Below are 22070 nucleotides of genomic sequence, written 5' to 3'. Positions count from 1 at the left end.
TGCCGTCTGTTATTGCCCCCAGAGGTCCGTAATCTGCACGTTGGCACTTGCCAGCAGGTGGCGCAGGGTGGAAACCGAAAGACCGACGACGGCGTGCGGGTCTCCGTCGACGCGCTCGATGAAGGCTCCGCCCAGCGAGTCGATAGTGAAGGAACCTGCTACCTGGAGCGGCTCGCCGGTGGCGATGTAGGCGTCGATCTCTGCATCGCTGAGTTGGGCGAAGTAGACGCCGGCCGAGGCAACTGCACCGATGGTGGCGCCGGTCCCGGCGTCGTTGTTCCTCTCTTCATCCTCATCCGAGTCCGCGGGCACGTCCCTGCAGTCGACCAGCCAGTGCCCGGTGTGCAGCACGCCGTGGCGGCCGCTCATCCGGTGCCAGCGCTCTCGGGCAATCTCGGGTTCGTGCGGCTTGCCGTGTGGTTCGCCGTCGAGCTCGAACACGGAGTCGCAGCCCAAAACCAGCGCCCCCTCCGCCTCGGGGAGGCTTGCGACGGCTTCAGCCTTGGCCCGCGCGAGCAGCAAGGCGGTGTCGTGCGGATCCGTCAGCCCGTAGCGCGCTGTCACAGCGTCCTCGTCTACATCGGACACGAGAATGCTGTGGGCGATGCCGGCGTCGGTGAGGAGTTTGGTGCGGGCGGGGGAGGCGGAGGCGAGAATCAGGTGCAAATCAGTCACGTCCCTAAGCGTAATGCCCGCGTCCGCAAGGCCCGCATCAGCCGGCGAAGAACGCCGCCGCTTCGGCCGCCGCCCGGCAAGCAGCGCACAAACCGACATATCCAATGTTGATTTATCAACATGCCGCTCCGGACCGTATGATCTCCACAGGGATTCTTCCGCTGCCTTCTTGCACCACAGAGTGGCGAAGGCAGCGGAATGGGCCGGTGCACCGTCGGGGGCTGCATCGTTCCGGGACCGGTGGATCGTTGGGGGATACACCGTTCCTGAACAGCAAAACGCTCGGCCGGAGGCATTTCCCGGCCGAGCGTTTTCTTGTACGTACTGCTGTACCTAGCGCAACAGGTCAGCGATTCGAGTCGACCAGGTCTTCCTCACGACGTCCGGTGGGAACCTCGGCAGACCCAGCGCCGGTTTCAATCCGGTCAACCCCGTCCGCGTCCACAGCGGCGTCGTCGGTAAACGGATCGCCGGTGCGCTTCGCGTTGTAGAGGTCCAGATCCAGAATGCCCTGGCGCTTGGAGACAATCGTCGGGACCACGGTCTGGCCGGCCACGTTGACCGCGGTGCGGCCCATGTCCAGGATCGGGTCGATGGCCAGCAGCAGGCCGATGCCTTCCAGCGGCAGCCCCAGCGTGGACAGCGTCAGGGTCAGCATGACGGTGGCGCCGGTGGTTCCGGCCGTCGCGGCCGAGCCAAGCACGGCCACCAAAGCGATCAGCAGGTAGTGTGTGAAGTCCAACTGCACACCGAAGAACTGGGCGACGAAGATCGCGGCGATCGCCGGGTAGATCGAGGCGCAGCCGTCCATCTTGGTCGTCGAGCCCAGCGGCACGGCGAAGGACGCGTAGGCCCGCGGCACGCCGAGGTTCCGCTCGGTCACCCGCTGGGTCAGCGGCATGGTGCCCATGGAGGAACGCGAAACGAAGGCCAGCTGGATGGCAGGCCACGCGCCGGAGAACCACTGCTTCACGGACAGCCCGTGGCTGCGGATCAGCACCGGGTAGACCACAAAGACCACCAGGGCCAGGCCCACGTAGATGGACAGTGTGAACATGGCCAGCGAACCCATGGTGTCCCAGCCGTACGTGGCAACGGCCTTGCCGATCAGGCCAACGGTGCCGATCGGGGCCACGCGGATGATCCACCACAGCACCTTCTGGATCACGGCCAGTGCGGAGGCGTTGAGCTTCAGGAACGGCTCGGCGGGCGCGCCCACCTTCAGGGCGGCGATGCCGACGGCGATGGAGATGACCAGGATCTGCAGCACGTTGAAGCTGACGCTCGTGGTCATGTCGCCGGATTCGGCCACCTTGGTGCTGGCTTCCAGCCCTAGGAAGTTGCCCGGGAACAGCCCAGTCAGGAACGCCCACCAGTCACCGGTGCGCCCGGTGTACTCGCCGGGCACTTCGCCGGCAGCGCTTGCGCCGGGCTGCATGACCGTGCCCAGCACCATGCCGATCACCACGGCGATGAACGCGGTGATGGCGAACCAGAGCAGCGTGTTCCAGGCCAGCTTGGCGGCATTGGAGACCGCGCGAAGATTGGCGATGGAGCTGACCACGGCGGTGAAGATCAGCGGCACTACGGCGGCCTTCAGCAGCGAGATATAGCTGGAGCCGATGGTCGTCAGGGTCTCGGTGAGCCAGTTCGGTTCGCCGGCGGCCGAGTCGCCCATGTCCTTGGCCACGAGACCAAGGATGAGGCCGGCGATCAGCGCGGCGATGATCTGCGGGCCGAAGGCGGTGGCCCACGAGGGCAGTCTCCGGGCCTGTTTTTCGGGGCTGGTAGCAGTAGTCACTCGAAGACCATAGATGGCGCGTATACCAAGTAAAAGGCAGCGTTGCGAAATATTACACCGACGTACGACGGCGGGCCGTCACTTTTGGCGCGACGGCCCGCCGATGCGTGGGTTGTGTGAAGTTATTCCCGGCGCCCGTGTGAGGAAGATCGCCGGCCAGGACCTTCCCGCTGCAACTGGATTCGGCCCTACGCCTCGGACGGGGGGCGTGAACGGTCTGCCTACTTGTAGAAGCTTCCCATCAGCGGCCTCCGTCGCGGCGAGCGGCTTGGCTCAGCTGCGAGATCGTTCCTTAGCGTCGAGATCGTCCCTCGCACAGGTCGCCCGCACCCGGCAGGGACGATCTCGCTGTAACTCGATGCAGCCCTAGGCCTCTGACAGAGCAGCGGCGTTGCCCAGCAGCGCGCGGCGCAGAGTGTCCAGCCCCACCGAACCCAGGTTCAGGGCCTCGCTGTGGAACCGCTTGATGTCGAAGGACTCGCCCTCGCGGCGGCGGCGCTCGTCGCGGATCTGCTCCCAGAGCCGCTGGCCCAACTTGTAGGAGGGCGCCTGCCCCGGCCAGCCCAGGTAGCGGGTGAACTCGAAGTTGAGCTGGCCCTCGCTGATGGCGATGTTCTTCTTCAGGAACTCGTAGCCCTTCTCCGGCGTCCATGTCCCCGAACCCCAGCGCGCAGGAATCTCAAGTTCCAGGTGCACGCCGATGTCGAACACCACGCGGGCGGCGCGCATGCGCTGGGCATCCAGCATGCCCATCTTGTCGCCGGGATCGGCCAGGTAACCCAGGTCTTCCATCAGCCGCTCGGCGTACAGCGCCCAGCCTTCGCCGTGGCCGGACACCCAGCAGATGTTCCGGCGCCAGTTATTCAGGAGCTCGCGGCGGTAGGTCGCCGTCGCAATTTGGAGGTGGTGGCCGGGCACGCCCTCGTGGTAGACGGTGGTGGTTTCCTTCCACGTGGTGAAGGTGTCCTCGCCCTCCGGCACGGACCACCACATGCGGCCCGGGCGGGAGAAGTCATCGGATGGCCCGGTGTAGTAGATGCCGCCTTCCTGCGTGGGCGCGATGCGGCATTCGAGCCGGCGCATCGGTTCGTAGATGTCGAAGTGCGTGCCGGACAGTTCCGCCACGGCGCGGTCCGAGAGCTTCTGCATCCAGGCCTGCAGGGCGTCCGTGCCGTGCAGCTGCCGGGACTCGTCCGCATCGAGCGCAGCCATGGCCTCTTCGATGGAAGCCCCCGGTTTGATCTGCCCGGCCACCGCTTCCTGTTCGGCGATGATGCGGTCCAGTTCCTCCACGCCCCACTGGTAGGTCTCTTCCAGATCGATCGCGGCGCCGAGGAAGCGGCGGGACATCAGCGAGTAGTGCTCCCGGCCGACGGCGTCCTTCTCCGGCGCAACCGGCAGCAGCTCGTTTTCGAGGAACGCAGCCAGCGAGGCATAGGCGTGCGAAGCCGTCTCAGCGCCGGCAGCCAAGCGCTTGCGCAGGTCCTCCGGCAGCCCGCCGTCGTTAATCCGGGCGGAAGCGGCCAGCGAATGGAAGAAGCCGTCCTCTGCCGCGTACGCCCTGGCCTGCTCCATAACGGTGCGGATCTGACGCTTGGCCGCCACCTGCCCGCGTTCCTTCGCCGCGCGGAGCGAGCTGGCGTAGCCGCTGATGGCATCGGGAACGTTGCCCATCCGGCCGGCGATGTTGTTCCAGTCCTCCACAGTGGCCGTGGGCATCAGGTCGAAAATGGCGCGGATGTCCTGCGAGGGCGAGGCGATGTTGTTCAGGTCCGCCAGGTCCAGGCCGGTCCCGTGGATCTCCAGTTCCAGCCCCAGCCGCTCGCGCATGGCATCCAGGGTCACACGGTCCACATCGTCTGTGGGCTCCAGGTCCTCCAGCCGCCGCAATGTCTCGCGGGTGCACTCGGCCAGCGCCTCGGCGCCGGCGGGGGAATAGTCCGCGTACTCGGTCTCGTGGCCGGGAATGCCCAGCGACGTGGCGAGCGAGGGATTCATCTCCAGCAGCGACTCGGTGAAGGAGTCCGCCACGGCATCGATCGCGGAGGGGCTCCGCACGGCCGTGTTATCCAGGGTGGGTTCAGATGTCTGGTTAGTCACAGGCCGAGCCTACCTGCCATCAGTTGCCTATGGACACTGCCTGTGGGTTTCCGGGCACTTCCGTGACGAGATTGTGCTCGGCGCAGGGCTGTTGTTTGCCCATGGGTGAACGTAGGTTGAAAGCACGGGGCCGGCCGGGGCAGCACGGCCAGGAAGACAAGAGGACGGTGCAGGGATGTGCATAGAAGAACGACGGCGGTGCTCGCCGCGCTCGGGCTGGTGCCGGTTGTGACGCTGGCCGGGTGCGGTGCGCCGGAGCCGGAACTGCTGGCGGCGGACGGAGTGGAGCAGCAGTCCGTCGCTCTGCAGGAGTATCCGGAGGCCGTGGCGTCGCTGCAGGATGCCACGCTCAAACTCGGCGCCGCCATGCTTGCCGGCAGGCCCGAGGCGAACCAGGTCACCAGCCCGGCGAGCCTGCTCTACGCGCTCGCCATGCTGCGCACCGGCGCCGGCACCACCACGGCGGCGGAAATGGATGCGGTGCTTGGCCTGCCTGCCCAGGACCGGGACGAGGCGATGAACGCACTGCTCAACGCATGGCAGGAGCACGACGGCGATCCCGGCTCCGTGGACGAGGACGAGCCTCCGGCCACCCCGCTGCTGCACCTGGCCAACGGGGTGTTCGTCGATGCGGGCACACCCACCGGCGAGGGGTACCTGGCCCGGCTGGCGGAGCACTACGGCTCGGGCGTGTATCCGGTGGACTATGCGGATCCGGCCACCAAGGACAAGCTGGACGCCTGGGTGGACCACCATACCGGCGGCCGGATCACGGAAGCGCCCGGCGAGTACGACAAGGACAACACACTGACCCTGCTGAACACGGTGTACTTCGCGGCCGCCTGGGCGGATCCGTTCTCGCCGTCGTCAACCAGCACGGAGGACTTCATCCTGCTGGGTGGGGAGGTAGTCCAGGCTGAACTGATGGGGAAACTGCTGCGCGCCGACTATGCCCGCGGCGAGGACTGGCAGGGCGTGGACCTTCCCTATAACGAAGGCTTCCTGATGCGCCTGGTGCTGCCGGACGACGGTTCGCCTGCGCTGGATGAAGCCGGGCTGGCCGCGGTGAACCGCGTGATGGCTTCTGCGGAGCCGGCCATGGTGTCGCTGGGGCTGCCGAAGTGGGAGCACGAGTACACCCAGGATCTGATGCCGGTGCTGCGCGGCCTGGGCCTGGCGGAGACATTCGGCAAGACGCCGGACTTCGAAGCCATCCAGCCGGAAGCCCGCGTCACCGGGGCAACCCAGCAGGCCAACATCACGGTGGGAGAGAAGGGAACGGTGGCGGCTGCCGTGACGCAGCTGGATGTGATGGCCACCTCGCTTCCGCCGGAGCCGGACGTGGAACTGGACTTCAACCGCCCGTTCCTTTACCAGATCATCCACGCGGAAACGGGGCTGCCGCTCTTCCTGGGCACGGTGATGGATCCGCGCTGACCGGAGGGACGGACGGAAGGTGGGCGGTCCGCCGTCGTTAATCGTGACCAGCCGCCATCGTAGGCCGGGACCGTGACGGAGGCTCAGCGGTAGCCGGTGGTGTCGGCTGGTTTGTCCGGATCCTGGACCTCGCGCATGTACCGCCAAGCGTCGGGTTGGCTGCCGTCGACGTCGGTGAAGCCGTAGACCTTGGCCAGCTCGCCGCTGGAGAGTGACTTGCCGTTCCAGCGGGAGACCTCGGGATCCTGGGCCAGCGCCGCGACGGCCCGGCCCACGTAGGCCGGGGTCTCCGAGATGGCGAAGTGCGGAATGCGCTCGGTGGCATCGCGCCAGTTCGCCTCGGTCACGCCGAATTCGTCCAGCATTGCCTCGGACCGCAGCCAGCCCGGGGTCAGCGAGAGCGCCGTGGCGCCGTAAGGCTCCAGATCGTGTGCCAGCAGGAACGCCATCCGGTTCGCCGCGGCCTTGGCCAGATCGTAGAAGAACGAGGCCCGGTAGTTCGCCGCGTTGTACTCGTCCGTACCGTCGGTCACCTCGATAGCCAGCCCGCCCGGCTGCCGGATCAGGAGCGGCAGGGCGAAGTGGCTGGTGATGGCGTGGGTGTCCACGCCAAGCCGGAGCATGTGCAGGCCAATATCCAGCGTGGACTCCCACACCGATTTGTCCCACTCCATGGTGGTGGCGCCCCAGATGTCGTTGACGAGGATGTGCAGGGCGCCCTGCTCGGCGTCGATACGGGCCACCAGATTACGCACTTCATCCGGCACGAGGTGGTCCACCCTGACCCCGATTCCGTGGCCGCCGGCCTCCTCGACCAGTTGCGCGGTCTCCTCGATGGTCTCCGACCGGTTCATCTCCGACGGCTGTTCCCGGGTGGTCCGCCCGGTGACATAGACGGTGGCGCCGGCCGCGCCGAGCTGGACGGCGATTCCACGGCCGGCACCTCTGGTCCCTCCGGCGACGAGCGCAACTTTGCCTGCCAGCGATGCTTGCATGCGGCCGACGTTAGTCCTGCGGAGGTTACTCCGGCAAGTGCGGAAAATCGTCGCCGAGCAGCGTCCTGCTGATCGCGGCCAGCTGGCGGACCTGCTCTTCGTCGAGGCGGTCAAAGACGGCGGCCCGGACCGCGGCTACATGGCCAGGCGCGGCGGCAGCGATTTTGGCCATGCCGGATTCGGTGATGCGGGCCAGCACCACGCGGCGGTCGTTGGCGTCCATGGCCCGGGTGACATAGCCGTCCTTTTCCAGCCGGGCAACAATCCGGGAAAGGCGGGACTGCGAGGTATTGGTCAGCTCCGCCAGTTTGCTCATTCGGCATTCGCGGGTGGCGGACTCGGAAAGCATCGCCAGCACCATGTAGCCGGCGACGGTCAGATCCTCGTCGCGCTGCAGCTGGGACTCCAGCGTGGCCGGAAGCCGGAACATTAGCGAGGCAACGGCCAGCCATGCTTTGCGTTCCTCGGGGTTCAACCACTGCGGCTCTGTCATGGGACAACTCTACCGGGATTCACTTGACGCTTCAAATGATTCCATCTACATTAGTTTCGGTTGCAAGTAATCAACGCAAGGAGCAACATGACCACGTACGCAGTAACGGGAGCAACAGGCGAACTGGGTGCACTCGTGATCGATGCCCTGCTGGAACGCGAGATCGAAGCGGCAGCAATTGTCGCCGTCGTACGCAATACGGCGAAGGCCGCAGCGCTGCAGGAACGCGGCGTGACGGTCCGCGAGGGCGACTACGACAAGCCCGAAACCCTGGCTTCGGCACTGGCAGGCGTGGATACGCTCATGTTTATTTCCGGCAGCGAGGTCGGCCAGCGCGTCCGGCAGCACGGCCACGTCCTGGAGGCTGCCAAGGTCGCCGGCGTGAAGCGGATTGCCTACACCAGCGTGCTGCGGGCGGATACCAGCGACCTGGCCCTGGCTCCGGAGCATAAGGCCACCGAAGCCCTGATCCGCGAATCCGGCATCCCGTTTACCCTGTTGCGCAACGGCTGGTACACCGAGAACTACACCGGACAGCTGGGCCAGTACCTGCAGTTCGGCGCGGTCATCGGCGCCGCCGGTGATGCCCGGATTGCCGCCGCCACGCGTGCGGACTTTGCCGAGGCAGCGGCCGTGGTGCTGACCGGCGAGGGTCACGAGAACGCCGTTTACGAACTCGGCGGCACGCCCTTCACCATGGTCGAGCTCGCCTCCGCCATCTCCGAGGTGACCGGCCGGAGCATCGACTACCGCAACGTCACGCTGGATGAGTACCAGCAGGGCCTGCTCGCCGCCGGCCTGGATGAGGGTATGGCAGGCTTCCTCAGTGCGCTCGAGGCCAACACCGCCGCAGGCGACCTAGACACCGAAAGCGAAGACCTGGCGAAGCTGATCGGCCGTCCCAGCACGCCGCTGGCTGAAGCGGTGCGGGCGGCCCATACCGCCTGATCCACGGGACCCAGTCCCGTACAAATACCGGAGACCGGCAGCGCGTTGGGGGCTGCCGGTCTTCTTTTTACCTAAAGGTGTGCCGCCAGGCGCCGGGGCCGTGCTGAACCACCGGGCGCAGCAATTCACGACGGCGGGAGCCGCGGCGGCGCGATTTGCCGGTCTCATCCTCGGTAGAGGAGGACTGCAGGGCAAGAACGACGGCGGTCAGCGCCGCGAGTTCCTCGGCGCTGGGATTTCCTTTGGCAACAGTGAACAACGGGGCCTGCCCGGCCTGGGCCTCGGCTTCTGCGTGCATGCGTTCCTCATTTCCGGACCAGCGCGTGGCGGCCTGGTCGGGGCTGGACCAGCGGGTATGGCCGGCGGCTGCGTCCGTCGGGCGGATGGGTGTCCTGGCGTGGGCGGTGGTCACAGCGGGATGTTTCCGTGTTTCTTGTGCGGCATGGTGGCGCGCTTGTCGCGCAGCGCCCGGAGCCCGCGGACAATCTGCAGCCGGGTGTCGGACGGGGCCACCACCGCGTCCAGGTAGCCGAGCTCGGCGGCCTGGTACGGGTTGAGCAGTTCTTCCTCGTACTGGGTGACGATTTCCTGGCGGCGGGCTTCAACGTCGCCGCCCTCGGCCTGCACGGCGGCCAGGTCCCGGCGGTAGAGAATGTTGACCGCGCCCTGGGCTCCCATGACGCCGATCTGGGCGGTGGGCCAGGCGATGTTCAGGTCCGCGCCGAGCTTCTTCGAGCCCATGACGATGTAGGCGCCGCCGTAGGCCTTGCGGGTGATGACGGTCAGCTTGGGGACGGTGGCTTCGGCGTAGGCGTAGAGCAGCTTTGCGCCGCGGCGGATGATGCCGTTGAACTCCTGGTCCTTGCCGGGCAGGAAGCCGGGGACGTCCACCAGCGTCAGGATGGGAATGTTGAACGCGTCGCAGTGCCGGACAAAGCGGGCGGCCTTCTCCGAGGCATTGATGTCCAGCGTGCCGGCGAACTGCATGGGCTGGTTGGCGACGACGCCGACCGTGTGCCCCTCCACCCGGCCGTAGCCGATGATGACGTTCGGCGCGTAGAGGGACTGCATCTCCAGGAAGTGGCCGTCGTCCATGACGTGCTCGATGACCGTGCGCATGTCGTACGGCTGGTTGGCCGAGTCCGGGATGAGCGTGTCCAGCTCAAGGTCCGCCTCGGTGGTCTCGAGCACCTCGTCGAAGTCCAGCAGCGGGGCTTCGGTGAGGTTGTTCGAGGGCAGGAAGTCCAGCAGTTCCCGGACGAACTCGATGGCGTCGGCTTCATCGGCGCCCAGGTAGGTGGCGGTGCCGGTGGTGGAGTTGTGCTGCCGTGCGCCGCCGAGGGTCTCCATGTCCACTTCCTCGCCGGTGACCGTCTTGATCACGTCGGGGCCGGTGATGAACATGTGCGAGGTCTTGTCCACCATGACCACGAAGTCCGTCAGCGCGGGGGAGTAGGCGGCGCCGCCCGCACACGGGCCCATGATGAGCGAGATCTGGGGAACGACGCCGGAAGCGGCCACGTTGTTGCGGAAGATGTCCGCGAACATGGCCAGCGAGGCGACGCCTTCCTGGATGCGGGCGCCGCCGCCGTCGTTAATTCCGATGACCGGGCAGCCGTTGCGTAGCGCGAACTCCTGGACCTTGACGATCTTTTCGCCGTTGACCTGGCTCAGCGAACCGCCGTAGACGGTGAAGTCCTGGCTGTAGAGCGCCACCAGCCGGCCATCCACCGTGCCGTATCCGCTGACCACGCCGTCCCCGAGCGGCTTCTTCTTCTCCATGCCGAAGGCGGTGGAGCGGTGCGTGGCCAAGGCGTCGAACTCCACAAAGGAGCCCTCGTCCACCAGCAGTTCGATGCGCTCGCGGGCGGTGTGCTTGCCACGGGCATGCTGCTTCTCGATGGCTTCGGCGCCGGAGGGCTGCATGGCCTGGGCCTGCCGGCGGCGGAATTCCGCGATCTTGCCGGCAGTGGTCGACAGATCAAGATCTGTTTCGAGGCTCATGAAATCTCCGGATTCTGCGCGCTTGGCGTTGCTGGTGGCGATGCTGGTGGCGGTCTCAGTGTGCCCGCGGGGAGGCGTTAAGTAGGTTTCGTACAAAAAGTCTGCCGACCGCGGCACTGTTTCACCAAGTCTAGTAAGCGCCGGTGGGTCAATAGCTGTAGCAATCCTACAATTTCGCGCACGGACATTTTGCCGTCCGCGCGTCCGGTGCCTAAACGGCCCGCTCTGCGTAGGATGGATTCATGAGCCAGAGTTTTTCCGACGTTGACCGACCGGCGCTGGATTTTGATGGACTCAGTGATGCGCTCTGTGCTCCGCTGGGACCCTACCGGAAGCTGGAACTGGTGGAGTCTACCGGCTCCACGAACTCCGACCTGGCCACCAAGGCCGGCGGAGACAAAGTGGGCTTCTCCGATCTGAGCGTCCTGGTGGCCGAAGAGCAGACCCAGGGCCGCGGCCGGCTGGACCGGCAGTGGACCGCCCCGCCGCGCTCCTCCGTGATCGTCAGCGTGCTGCTGCGCCCGTTCAACCACGCCGGCAACCCGGTGCCCACGCAGAGCTACGGTTGGTTCTCGCTGCTGGCGGCCATGTCCCTGGCCGAGGCGCTGGGCGAGTATGCCCAGCTGGAGGCCAAGGTCAAGTGGCCCAATGACGTGCTGGTCAGCGGCCGGAAGATCTCGGGCATCCTCGCGCAGATGGTGAGCTACCCGGACGGCACTCCGCCCGCCGTTGTTATTGGCAGCGGGGTTAACGTGACCCTGGGCAAGGATGACCTGCCCGTTCCCACGGCCACCTCCGTTGCGCTGGAAAAAGGTGCGACGACGGACCGCACCATCCTGCTCATGTCCTACCTGCGCGTTTTTGCCCAGCGCTACCGCCAGTTCTGCAACGTCAACGGGGACCCGAAGGCGCAGTGGAAGGACGGCACCACCTTGCTGTCCCGGCTGCAGAAGGTCATGGTCACGCTCGGCCAGCAGGTGCGTGCGGAGCTGCCGAACGGCGGGGAGATCATCGGCGAGGCGTTCGGACTGGACAGCTTCGGCGCGCTCAAGGTGCGTGAAGCGGACGGCACCGAACATGTAGTGTCCGCCGGCGACGTCGTACATCTGCGCCCCTACGAAGGTTCATGATTTGCCCCACTCAACCACCCTGGTCCCGGAGCTGCGGTGCGGCTGAAACTGAAACTGGACCCGGGGGAGCGGGTCATTGTCATCACCCGGCCCCAGGCGCGGCGCCTGTTCTGGCCCGCCGTGGCGTTCCTGCTGGTGCTGGCCGCCGGCGGTTTCGGCGCCGGCTGGCTGAGCCGGGAAGACCTGCCCGACTGGCTGGCGGACTGGCGCGCGCCCCTGCTGCTGATCGGGCTGCTGCTGGCGGTGCTGCTGGCGGGGAAAATGTCGGTGCTGCCGCTGCTGCGCTGGCTGGGCACCAGATACCTGCTCACCAACCGGCGGCTGATAGTCCGCCAGGGCTGGGGCAAGCGGCGCGAACACCAACTGCTGCTGGCATCGATCTTCGGGCTGGCCACCGAGCAGAGCTTGCTGCAGCGGATGCTGCGCAGCGGGCACTTGCGGGCGGACGTGGGGTACGGGCGTTTTTCGGTGCTGCCGGATGTGCCCGAGGTGGTCCGTTTCCGTTCACTGGTGGTGAAGGCGATCGAGGACCTGCCGCGGACTGCAATGTTCGATGGCGTAGACATGGAAAGATTGCATGAAATGGAATACGGCGAGGAAGGTTGGCAAGGCGATGACCAGCAATAGCGAGCAACGGGAACCGGAGCCGCTGACGCTGTCCATGCCCAGGATCGTGCCCAAGGAAGAGGTCCGCGCGGTCCAGGCGGATGTGCGGGAGGACCCGCAGCCGAACAAGGTGAACCGGCAGGCGGTCCGGGACCTGGAGGTGCGGCTGCTCGGTTCCGAACGGACCATGCGCCGCCGCGAGGTGGCCGCGGGGGCCGGGGTGTCCCTGCTCTCGGCGCGCAAGATCTGGCGCGCGCTGGGTTTTGCCAACCTCGGCGACGAGGACGTGGCGTTCACGCAGGCTGACCTGGAGGCGCTGACCACCATTATCGACATGGTCCGCGACGAGCGCCTGACCGAGGAGGCGGCGATCTCCATCACCCGGTCCATCGGCCAGATGACGGACCGCATGGTGGTCTGGCAGGTGGAAGCGCTGGTGGAGGAGATGGTCCACCAGATGCGGATCACCGACGCCGAGGCCCGTAAACGCCTGGTTACCGAGCTGCCCAACCTGATCGAATCGCTGGAAAAGGTGCTGCTGTATTCCTATCGGCGCCAGCTCAACGCTGCGGTGGCCCGGCTGACCGTCCGGGCCGAGGCCGGCCTGGGCGCGGCCGGGGAGCACGACGACGATTCGATGCCGCTGCTGCGCGCCGTGGGCTTTGCGGATCTGGTCTCCTATACCAGCCTGTCCCGCCAGATGAACGAGAAGACGCTGGCCCAGCTGGTGCAGCGGTTCGAGAACAAGTGCGCGGAAATCATCTCCGTGGGCGGTGGCCGGCTGGTCAAGACCGTGGGCGATGAAGTGCTCTACCTGGCGTCCACGCCCCACGCCGGCGCCGAGATCTCGCTGGCCCTGGCCAAGGCGATGGCCGACGACGACCTGCTGCCGAACGCCAGGGTGGGCATGGTCTGGGGCGGCATCGTCTCCCGGCTGGGCGACATCTACGGCCCCACCGTGAACCTCGCCTCCCGGCTGACCGCCTTGGCGGAACCGGGCACGGTGCTGCTGGATTCGACCACCGCGGCCACGCTGGCCGGGGACGAACGCTTTGTGCTGATGCCGCAGAAGGTCCGCACCATCCGCGGTTTCGGCGAGATCCACCCGGTGACCCTGGCGCACGGCACGGGCACCGGCCTGATTGTGGACTGACCGGCGGTTGGGCCAGCGGGGACCAGGGCCCCAACGCCAGACCCGTGGGTAGTTCTGCCCATCGGCGCAGGTTTACCTCAATCGGTTAACCTGCCATAGTCAGACACGGACAAAACCGAAGATGAGGATCTTTGGCGCGCCCGGGCATGGCCGTCTGCGCGCGGGGCAATAGCTGGACAATAACGGGGAAGAAACGACTTTGCGAAGGCAGCAGATTGTTTGGGCGTAACCGGCGCAGGAAGGCCGTCGCTTCGACCACCACTTTTTCGGTTGCCACCGCGCTGGTGGTCGGCGGTGCCCTGTACTACGAAGGCTTCCCTACCGCGGACGTCGACCTGAACGACGGCGGCGTCTGGGTCACCAACAACAGCGCCAACATGGTGGGCCACCTCAACTACCCCTCCAAAACGCTCGACGGCGGATTCCTCGCCAACAGCACCGGCTTCGATGTTCTGCAGCACGCCGGCAGCGTCTTTATGGAAAACCAGGACCAGGCCATGCTGAGCCCGGTCGATGTGGCGGAGATGTCACGCGGGGCCGAACAGCAGCTGCCCGGCAGCGCCGACGTCAGCTTCGGCGGGGACCTGCTGGCCATCACTGACAAGGTCAAGGGCCAGGTCTTCATCAGCCCGGCAACCGAACTGGCGTCCTTCAGCGAGGAAACTGCCGAGCCCGTGGTCGCCGATGCCAAGGGCTCCGTGGCCACGGTCGCGCCGGACGATACCGTCTTTGTGGCCAACCCGGACGCCAACGAAATCTACACCTACCGCGTGAACGACGAGGGCGTGCCCGAACGGGTGGAAACGCAAGCCGCGGAGCACCTCGACGAGACGGGGGACGCGCAGATTGCCGCCGTCGGCGACAAAGTGGTGGTGCTCGATGCCGGATCCGGCACGGTGTCCCTGCCCGGCGGCCGCAGCGTGGAGCTGCCCGGACTGGACGGCGCCAAACTCCAGCAGAGCAGCACGGACAGCGGCTTCGCCGCCATCGCCACCGAGACCGACCTGATCAAGCAACCGCTGGACGGCTCCGAGGCCACCCGCACCCCGATCGAGGGCACCGGGACGCCCGCCGCGCCGGTCCAGCTCAACGGCTGCCTGCACGCCGCGTGGTCCGGTGCCAACCACTACCTCCGCGACTGCGGCAACGATGCCGACGACCTCGTCCAGCCGATCAAAGGGATCGGCTCCAACGCCTCGCTGGTGTTCCGGGTGAACCGCGACGTCGTCGTACTTAATGATGTGAACGCCGGCAACGTCTGGCTGGTGCTGGAAAACATGCAGCTGGTGGACAACTGGAGTGACCTGATCCCGCCGGAGCAGGAGAGCGACGAAGAGGACGAGGACTCCGCGGACGAGAACCCGATCAACACGCTGCCGGACCGGACCGAGGAGAACCGGCCGCCGGTGGCGCAGGATGATGAGTTCGGGGTCCGGGCAGGGCGCACCACCACGCTGAGCATTCTGGACAATGACTCGGATCCGGACGGGGACGTGCTCACCGCCGCGCTGAGCGGGAATCCGCCGTCGGTCGGCACGGTCCAGAGCATCTACGAGAAGACCGGCCTACAGATTGTCATCGACGCCGGCGCCTCGCCGGGCCGGCACAGCTTCGAGTACGAGGTCAACGACGGGCGCGGCGGCACGGACACCGCCGCGGTGAACATCACCGTGCGCGCCGAAGGCAGCAACGAGCCGCCGCGGGCGAAGCGCAAGACCAGCATCCTGCTCGAACAGGGCCGGGAAATCAGCCAGAACATCCTCACGGACTGGAAGGACCCCGACGGCGACGACCTGTTCCTGGTCAGCGCCGAAAACACCGCCGACGGCGACCTGGTGCGCACCCGGCCGGACGGGCTGCTGACCTTCCAGGACGTGGGCAAGACCTACGGCAAGAAGGAAGTGAAGATCCAGGTTTCGGACGGGATCGAGACGGTCGCCGGCACTATCATCGTGGACGTGCGGCCGCCCGGGGCGCTGCCGCCGGTGGCGAACGCGGACCACTTCTTCACCACGGTGGGCCAGGAAATCCAGATCTCGCCGCTGAAGAATGACCTGGACCCCAACGGCGGGCAGCTGCGTCTGGCCAAGGTGGAACCGGTGGGCAATGCGGCCGCGGTGCCGGACTACGACGCGAACACCATCAAGTTCAGCGCCGAAACTCCGGGCGCCTACTACCTGACCTACCTGGTGACCAACGGCCCGGCCAGCTCCACCGGACTGGTGCGGGTGGACGTCGGTGCTACCGCCGGCGACGGCGCGCCGGTGGCTGTGCGCGATGTGGCGCTGCTGCCGCAGAACGGCCAGGTGCTGGTGGACGTGCTGGCCAATGACAATGACCCGGCCGGCGGCGTGCTGGTGGTCCAGGGCGTGGAATCCGGCGCCTCGGAGGTCAGCGTGGAAGTGCTCAACCACAACTTCCTGCGCGTCACCGATGTGAAGGGCCTGAACCAGCAGACCACCATCACCTACACGGTCTCCAACGGGTTCGCCTCCGCCACCGGCGAGGTGAGCATCATTTCCGTGCAGGGCCCGGACAAGCTGCTGCCGCCGCAGGCCGAGAACGACACCGCCACCGTGCGGGCCGGCGACGTGGTGACCGTGGACGTGCTGCACAACGACAGCCACCCCAACAACGATGAACTGACCCTGGTGCCCGAACTGGCCGAGACCGTGGACCAGGCCGACGGGGAGATTTTCACCGCGGAGAACTCCGTGCGCTTCATCGCCGGCAACACCGCCAAGACCGTCTACGCCGTGTACGAGGTGGTGGACTCGGCCGGGCAGAAGGATTCGGCGGAGATCCGGATCAACATCATCCCGCGCGACGACGAATCCAACTCCCAGCCCGCGCCGAAGAACCTCGAGGCCCGCGTGATCTCCGGCTCCACGGTGCGCATTCCGATTCCGCTCAACGGGACCGACCCGGACGGCGACTCCGTGTTCCTGCAGGGGATCGACCGCGCGCCGCAGCAGGGCGCCGCCGTCGCCGGCCCCAACTACATTGACTACACCGCCAGTGAGCAGGGCGCGGGAACGGACACCTTCACTTACCTGGTCAAGGACCGGCTCGGCGCCACGAATACGGCGACGGTGCTGGTGGGCATCGCCCCCGCGCAGGAGACCAACCAGAACCCGATCGCGCTGGACGACGGCATCGTGATCCGGCCGGGCAAGGCCGTGGCCGTGGATGCGCTGGCGAACGATTCGGATCCCGACGGCGATCCGGTCCAGCTGGATCCGGACAAGATTGCCGGCGAACCGGCGTCGTTGAACGCCGCCGCCAACAAGGGCCGCGTGCAGTTCACCATACCCGAGGAAGAGGGCACGGTCAACGTCCGCTACACCGTTGCCGACGGCCGGGGCGGCTCCGCCGTGGGGACCGTGACGGCCGAAGTGCGCCGGGATGCCCCGCTGCTGGCGCCCGTTGCCCGGGACGACAGGGTGGAGCCGGTGGATACCAAGGGCAAGACCGCCGTCGATGTTCCGGTGCTGGAAAATGACGAGGATCCGGACGGCGTCGCCGAGGACATGGACGTCCTGATTAACGGCAACTACCCGACCGCGTCCGTCACCGCGGGCGGCGAGGTCAACGTCGAACTGACGGAGAACGTGCAGTTGATTCCCTACACAGTGCGCGACGTCGACGGTCTGCAGGCCACCGCGGTGATCTGGGTGCCGGCGCTGGGCGAGCAGTACCCGACGCTGCGCGACACGGCCCCGGTAGACGTCACCGCCGGGCAGCAACTGGTCCTGGACCTGGCGGACCGGGTGGAGGTCCGCGACGGCCGCACCCCGCGGATCACCGTGGTGGACAAGGTCTCCGCCATCGGGACCAGCAATGACGACTGGGTGCAGGACCCGCAGACGCTGAGCTACCAGGCGGACATCGACTATGCCGGCCGCGGCTCCATCACCTTCGAAGTGACGGACGGCTCCGGCCCCGACGATCCCGAGGGCCTGAAGGCCACGTTGACCGTCATGACCAACGTCATCCCGGACGAGAACCGCAACTTCCCGCCGGAGTTCACCACCGGCAACGTGGACGTGGCCAAGGGCGAGGACGCCGTGGCCTACAACCTTGCCCCGCTGGTCACCGACCCCAACCCGGAAGACCTGGAGAACCTCGAGTTCACCCTTGAAGGCGGCACGCCGGAAGGTTTCGCGGTGAACCTCGACGGCGGCGTGCTCAACGTCTCCGCCGACGCCGACATCGAGACCGGCGCTTCCGGCGTCGTCAATGTCTCCGTGACCGATGGTCGCTCCGACAAGGTCATGAGCCGGGTCACCGTGACCGCGACGGCGACCACCCGGCCGCTGCCGGTGGCCAACGACGACGAGATCCCCGAGGCGGTGCAGGGCGCAGCGGTCACGGTGCCGGTACTGGAGAACGACGTCAACCCGTTCCCGGAGACCCCGCTGAACATCGTCAAGGCGACCGCCGGCAACGGCGGCACCGCGCAGGTGCAGGGCGAGAACATTGTGGTCACGCCCGGGGCCGACTTCTCCGGCACCATGAACGTGGAATACACCGTGGAGGACAAGACCAAGGAAGGCTCGCGGCAGGCCAGCGCGAACATTTCGCTGGTGGTCAAGGGCCGGCCCGAGGCGCCGTCCACGCCGCTGGTGGACTCGGTCCGCGACCAGACCGTGGTGCTCTCATGGGGTGCCCCGGCGGACAACGGTGATCCGATCACCAACTACCGCGTGACGGGCACCGGCGGCTTCAGCCAGGACTGCCCGACCACCACGTGTACGCTGACCGGTTTGACTAACGACGTCGAATACACCTTCACCGTGGTCGCCGAGAACAGTGTCGGTGAGTCGGACGCCTCGGCGGAGTCCGCTGTCGCACGTCCCGATGTGCGGCCGGAAGCGCCCGCGGCCCCGCAGCTGAAGTTCGGAGACAAGTCGCTGGACATCCGCTGGGAATCGCCGGTCAACGAGGGCTCGGCCATCGAAAGCTACACGCTGGAGATCTCGCCGGCCCCGCCGAGCGGCCAGCTGCAGAAGACCGGCCTGACCGGTACCGCCTACACCTGGGAAGGGCTGGAGAACGGTCAGGCCTATGAAGTACGGGTCCAGGCGCACAACAAGGCGCCCGAGCCCAGTGAGTTCAGTCCGTACTCCGCCAAGGAAGTGCCGGCCGGACCGCCGGCAGCCGCCGCGGCGCCGAGCACCGAACGGGTGAAGTCGGTGGGGGAGCAGAGCCAGCTGAAGGTCAGCTGGAGCGCCCCGGGCAACAACGGCGGCGAAATCCTCGACTACACCGTGCGCGAGTACCAGGGCGGGGACCTGCAGCGGACGTTCCCGCCGGTCAACGCGACCTCGCAGACCGTGACCGCGCCGAACTCGGAGACGGACTACACCTACACCGTGACCGCGCGGAACAAGGCCGGCGACGGCGAATCCAGCCCGCAGTCCAACGCCCGCCGGGCCGTGGGCGCCCCCGCGGCTCCCACCGGGGTGTCGCTGAAGGAAGCCAACACCGGCGGCGCCGGCCGGGCCGTGACAGTGTCCTTCAACGAGCTCACCGCTGCCCAGCGCAACGGCGCCCGCGCTGGCGAGGTCAGCTACCGCGCCAGCTTCAACGATGGCCGATCCATGACCATCACCAACGGCCAGAAAGTCACCGGCTTCACCAACGGCACTGCCGTCACCGTCCAGGTCACGGCCGTGGCCAACAGCGACGGGGCCAGTTACAACAGTCCCGCCAGCGCCAAATCCGGCGCGGCGAATCCCTACGGCGCTCCGGGCAAGCCCAGCGCCTCGGGCAAGGGCCAAAGCGGGGAGACAACCAATCCGCAGGTCACGCTGAGCTGGGGCCCGCCGAACACGTCAACACACGACGTGGACAAGCTGCAGATCAATATCGACGGCAAGGGCTGGGAGAACGTCGCGGTCCGCTCCGGCAGCCGCACCGTCAACGCCGGCCACAGCGAGACACACTCGATCAAGGTGCGCGCCGTTAACTCGCGCGGCGACGTGGGATCGACGGCCTCGGCCTCTGCCACCAGCGGAAGCAAACCCAAGCCGAAGCCGCCGACTTCCTGGCAGGTCGTCGTCGGTGGAAGCGGCACAGACCTGCAGACCAATCACCGCACCTGCATGGAGAGTCAGGACGGGAGCAGCAACAACTTCAACAATGGTGAGTGCAGGAATGGCCACTGGGCCGACTGGGGCAGCACCATCACCGTGGACTGTTATGTCGTCTGGCCCAGCAAGAACTGGTACAGGCAGTCCAGCGGCGGCAAGAACAGCGGCATGGTGATCAAGGGCATTCATATCCACGAGGCCGGCAAGGGCGGCAACATGGGCGGCAGTGCACCAGCCGGCATGCCTCGGTGCAACGGGTAGAAGACGTCGAATCTGGTTTGCGGCGAGCGGGCAGCAACCTACTCGAACGGGTCCGAAGCCTGGATTCACCTTGCCCACAGTTCCCTACCTCACGGCGGAACCTCGCCCCTCGTTGACTGTCCTCGCCTCAACTTCTATTGACTGATCAGAACGGAGGTGGGTCGTTTTTGATGATGCCGTCCCATGGTGGTGCCGGTTTTGGGCGGAGCCGTTGGCGGTGGTCATCGGGCAGATTGTCCAAAACCGTATCGGGGTAGGCCGGTGGGCTGGTGTCGCGGAAATCGCCTGGCCTGGTGGTGTATTTCTGGTTCCCAGGCGTGGTCGTGGTGAATTCGCCGGGACCGGTTTGAATGATTTTCCAACCGGCGTGGGACTTGAGCCGGTGAAGCGATTTACACAGCGGGCCGAGATTGATGTAGTCGGTTTCGCCGTGGCCGCCGTTTCCGTGGTACTCGATCGTGTGGTCCAGTTCGCAGTCTCTCGCGGGCGCGGTGCAGCCGGGTCCGGCACAGACAGGGTCGCGGTGTCTGACGGCGCGGGCCAGATCCGCCGGCGGTTTGTAGGTGGTTTTGCCATAGGAAAGCACGGCCCCGGTCTCCGGGTGCGTCAGGATCCGGTGGAACGAGGGCGCGTCCTGGCACAATCGCCGTGCCACGTCGGCGGGAATCGGCCCGTATCCTTCCAGCGTGGCGGGTTCTTCGTCCAGTCCCAGAAGCGTGAACACGGGCACCGTGAGGGCGACTTCAGGGCGGATGCCGGCGGCGGGGCCGGTGTCCATGCCTGCGTGCAGGAGCAAGTCGGCGAACACATCGGCGCGGAGCTGGCCCACGGTGCGGGTCTCGTCCTTGGACTGCAGACTGCGGGCAGCATCGTTGAGCCGGTTGAGGATGGCCATCCCGGTCTCCGCGGACACTCGGGCGCGCAGGGTGACCATGCCGTCGTCATCCGGTTCCAAGCACACGTTGCGGCGCTTAAGTGCCCGGGCATGGCGTTTGGCCAGGGAGTCCGGATCGCGGGATTCGCGTTCTTTCCGCGCGGCGTAGTGCAGTTGCCGGGCGGTCTGCTGCCCGGCCTTGGCCAGGAGGGCCTGTTCGTAGCCTTGTTTCTGTCCGTCCGGCAAGGTATCGCCTTGCCGTACGATGACGGTGGCCTGGTCCAGGTCCATTTCCCCCGCGGTCAGCGCGGCCAGTGTGCCCGGGTAATGGGCACACAGCTCGCGCGCCTGATCGAGGGTTTTCCTCCCCTCTAGCTCGGTGATCCGGTACAGGCAGGCTAGTTCCTCGGCCGCGGACTGATCGGCCAGCTCCTGCAGCGGGCCCGTCAACTCCGGGCCGGCACCTTCGCGCGGCGGCGGGAGCTGTGCCAGAGCCGCGTCGCCGACGCGTGTGGCCAGGCGTGCCATGCCGGCCTGAACCCAGGCGACCAGTCGCCGGCCCGCTACCAAGTGCTCGACTGCCCCTTGGTAATCCAACTCGTCAACCCCCGCCAAGGCAGAAGCATCACTGGCGGCGCCACTGGTTGTGGCTGCGGCAACGGCGTCCGCCGCTTTGGCAGTCTCAGCAGCGCTGGCAGCGTCGGTGGTGTTTGACGTGTTGATGGTTCCGAAGAGACGGAACCATTCGTTAGGGCCGCCGGCGGCGATCCGGCTAAGGCGGTGGGCGTAATACTCCGCGTGATCTTCGGTGAACAGTTCCGCCGGGACATCGCCGAGTTCCTCCGCAGGCCCCCAGCAGACCGGTACCGGTCCGACCAGCGGCGGGCACGCCCATTCGGGTTCGCGGTCCCAGGGAGCGAAGTCATCGAACCCCACCTCGCGGTCGTACAGCAATGGCTCTTCCGCGGGCCGCGGGATGTCCTGTCCGGCCAGCGGATCCGGACCGTACTCCGACGTCGCCGGGTCCGGGTATCTGGCTTTGGCACTCAGCTCCTCCATGGCCTTGGCCTTCGCACGCAGTTCCTCCATGTCCTTGGCCATCGCCGGGCTCCTCGGCGGCAACCCGGCGGCGAGACGTTCGCGTGCCTCTTCCCGGCGCCGCTTTATCCAAAACGCAACGTTCTCCCGCAGCTTTTCCTGCGTTCCCCGGAAATGGCTCCAGCCATCCTCACGGCGGATCACGGTCTCACGTTCACGATCCCGGGGCCGCCGGCCGCCAGGCATCGGTGCGGGGACATTCTCCTGCCCGGGAAGCGGCCCGGAAGACGCGTGTCCGTCGGCCGGGGATTCAGGATCCGGTGAGTGCTCTTCTGCTGCCATGACTCCAGTCCATCACCTGCCTCTGACGGTCAAGAGGCCTAATCCATTCGAATAGCGGCATTCGGAGAAAATTCTTTAGAAATTTCTTCTCAAGACTTCTTCCTTCAGATGCGGGCCG

Annotated in this window: 14 protein-coding genes; 6 read left to right on the top strand and 8 right to left on the bottom strand. The window is 66.6% G+C overall.

Translation table 11 applies throughout. From position 1 onward, the window contains the following. Positions 1 to 9 precede the first annotated feature (9 nt). The 3 genes from B0G38_RS02820 to B0G38_RS02810 form a co-directional block, all read right to left on the bottom strand. Positions 10 to 675, bottom strand: a complete 666-nt coding sequence (locus tag B0G38_RS02820) for a Maf family protein (protein ID WP_264668039.1) — start codon at positions 673 to 675, stop codon at positions 10 to 12. Between the two features lie 346 nt (positions 676 to 1021). Further along, on the bottom strand, positions 1022 to 2476 hold the full coding sequence (locus B0G38_RS02815) for a dicarboxylate/amino acid:cation symporter (protein ID WP_264668038.1): 1455 nt from the start codon (positions 2474 to 2476) through the stop codon (positions 1022 to 1024). A 366-nt stretch (positions 2477 to 2842) separates the two neighbouring features. Further along, complete coding sequence (locus B0G38_RS02810; RefSeq protein ID WP_264668037.1) at positions 2843 to 4576, bottom strand: DUF885 domain-containing protein; 1734 nt, start codon at positions 4574 to 4576, stop codon at positions 2843 to 2845. 177 nt (positions 4577 to 4753) lie between these two features. On the opposite strand from B0G38_RS02810, the gene B0G38_RS02805 reads away from it, so the two are divergent. Next, positions 4754 to 6013 (top strand): serpin family protein, encoded by a 1260-nt coding sequence (locus tag B0G38_RS02805; RefSeq protein WP_264668036.1) that lies wholly within the window; start codon positions 4754 to 4756, stop codon positions 6011 to 6013. 83 nt (positions 6014 to 6096) lie between these two features. On the opposite strand, the gene B0G38_RS02800 is transcribed toward B0G38_RS02805, so the two are convergent. Both B0G38_RS02800 and B0G38_RS02795 read right to left on the bottom strand, forming a co-directional pair. Next, positions 6097 to 7008, bottom strand: coding sequence for an SDR family oxidoreductase (locus B0G38_RS02800; protein WP_264668035.1), 912 nt, complete (start codon positions 7006 to 7008; stop codon positions 6097 to 6099). 25 nt (positions 7009 to 7033) lie between these two features. Beyond that, entirely contained in the window at positions 7034 to 7501 is a 468-nt protein-coding gene (locus tag B0G38_RS02795) for a MarR family winged helix-turn-helix transcriptional regulator (RefSeq protein WP_264668034.1), read from the bottom strand. A gap of 87 nt (positions 7502 to 7588) precedes the next feature. On the opposite strand from B0G38_RS02795, the gene B0G38_RS02790 reads away from it, so the two are divergent. Next, positions 7589 to 8449 carry an SDR family oxidoreductase gene (locus B0G38_RS02790; protein ID WP_264668033.1) on the top strand — a complete coding sequence of 287 codons (861 nt, stop codon included), beginning with the start codon at positions 7589 to 7591 and terminating at the stop codon, positions 8447 to 8449. Positions 8450 to 8516: 67 nt separating this feature from the next. Here B0G38_RS02790 and B0G38_RS02785 read toward each other — a convergent pair whose 3' ends face one another. Continuing rightward, a complete protein-coding gene (locus B0G38_RS02785; protein ID WP_264668032.1) occupies positions 8517 to 8861 on the bottom strand; it encodes an acyl-CoA carboxylase subunit epsilon in 345 nt (114 codons plus the stop codon). After that, positions 8858 to 10453 (bottom strand): acyl-CoA carboxylase subunit beta, encoded by a 1596-nt coding sequence (locus tag B0G38_RS02780; RefSeq protein ID WP_264668031.1) that lies wholly within the window; start codon positions 10451 to 10453, stop codon positions 8858 to 8860. Before B0G38_RS02780 ends, B0G38_RS02785 begins: the two co-directional genes overlap by 4 nt. Before the next feature lie 242 nt (positions 10454 to 10695). On the opposite strand from B0G38_RS02780, the gene B0G38_RS02775 reads away from it, so the two are divergent. From B0G38_RS02775 to B0G38_RS02760, 4 genes are all read left to right on the top strand, one after another. Then, positions 10696 to 11583: a biotin--[acetyl-CoA-carboxylase] ligase gene (locus tag B0G38_RS02775; protein WP_169994964.1), complete on the top strand. Its 888-nt coding sequence runs from the start codon at positions 10696 to 10698 to the stop codon at positions 11581 to 11583. Positions 11584 to 11619: 36 nt separating this feature from the next. Beyond that, positions 11620 to 12210 (top strand): PH domain-containing protein, encoded by a 591-nt coding sequence (locus B0G38_RS02770; RefSeq protein WP_264668030.1) that lies wholly within the window; start codon positions 11620 to 11622, stop codon positions 12208 to 12210. Further along, entirely contained in the window at positions 12197 to 13342 is a 1146-nt protein-coding gene (locus tag B0G38_RS02765) for an adenylate/guanylate cyclase domain-containing protein (protein WP_205834442.1), read from the top strand. Before B0G38_RS02770 ends, B0G38_RS02765 begins: the two co-directional genes overlap by 14 nt. A 215-nt stretch (positions 13343 to 13557) precedes the next feature. Continuing rightward, a complete protein-coding gene (locus tag B0G38_RS02760) occupies positions 13558 to 19698 on the top strand; it encodes an Ig-like domain-containing protein (RefSeq protein ID WP_264668029.1) in 6141 nt (2046 codons plus the stop codon). Positions 19699 to 19843: 145 nt separating this feature from the next. On the opposite strand, the gene B0G38_RS02755 is transcribed toward B0G38_RS02760, so the two are convergent. Next, positions 19844 to 21952, bottom strand: a complete 2109-nt coding sequence (locus B0G38_RS02755; protein ID WP_264668028.1) for an HNH endonuclease signature motif containing protein — start codon at positions 21950 to 21952, stop codon at positions 19844 to 19846. Positions 21953 to 22070: the final 118 nt, after the last annotated feature.

This window comes from Crystallibacter permensis (assembly GCF_025960875.1).
GTDB lineage: Bacteria > Actinomycetota > Actinomycetes > Actinomycetales > Micrococcaceae > Crystallibacter > Crystallibacter permensis.
Note: the sequence above shows the minus strand (reverse complement) of the source record. Positions and strands in the feature narration are given on the sequence as shown.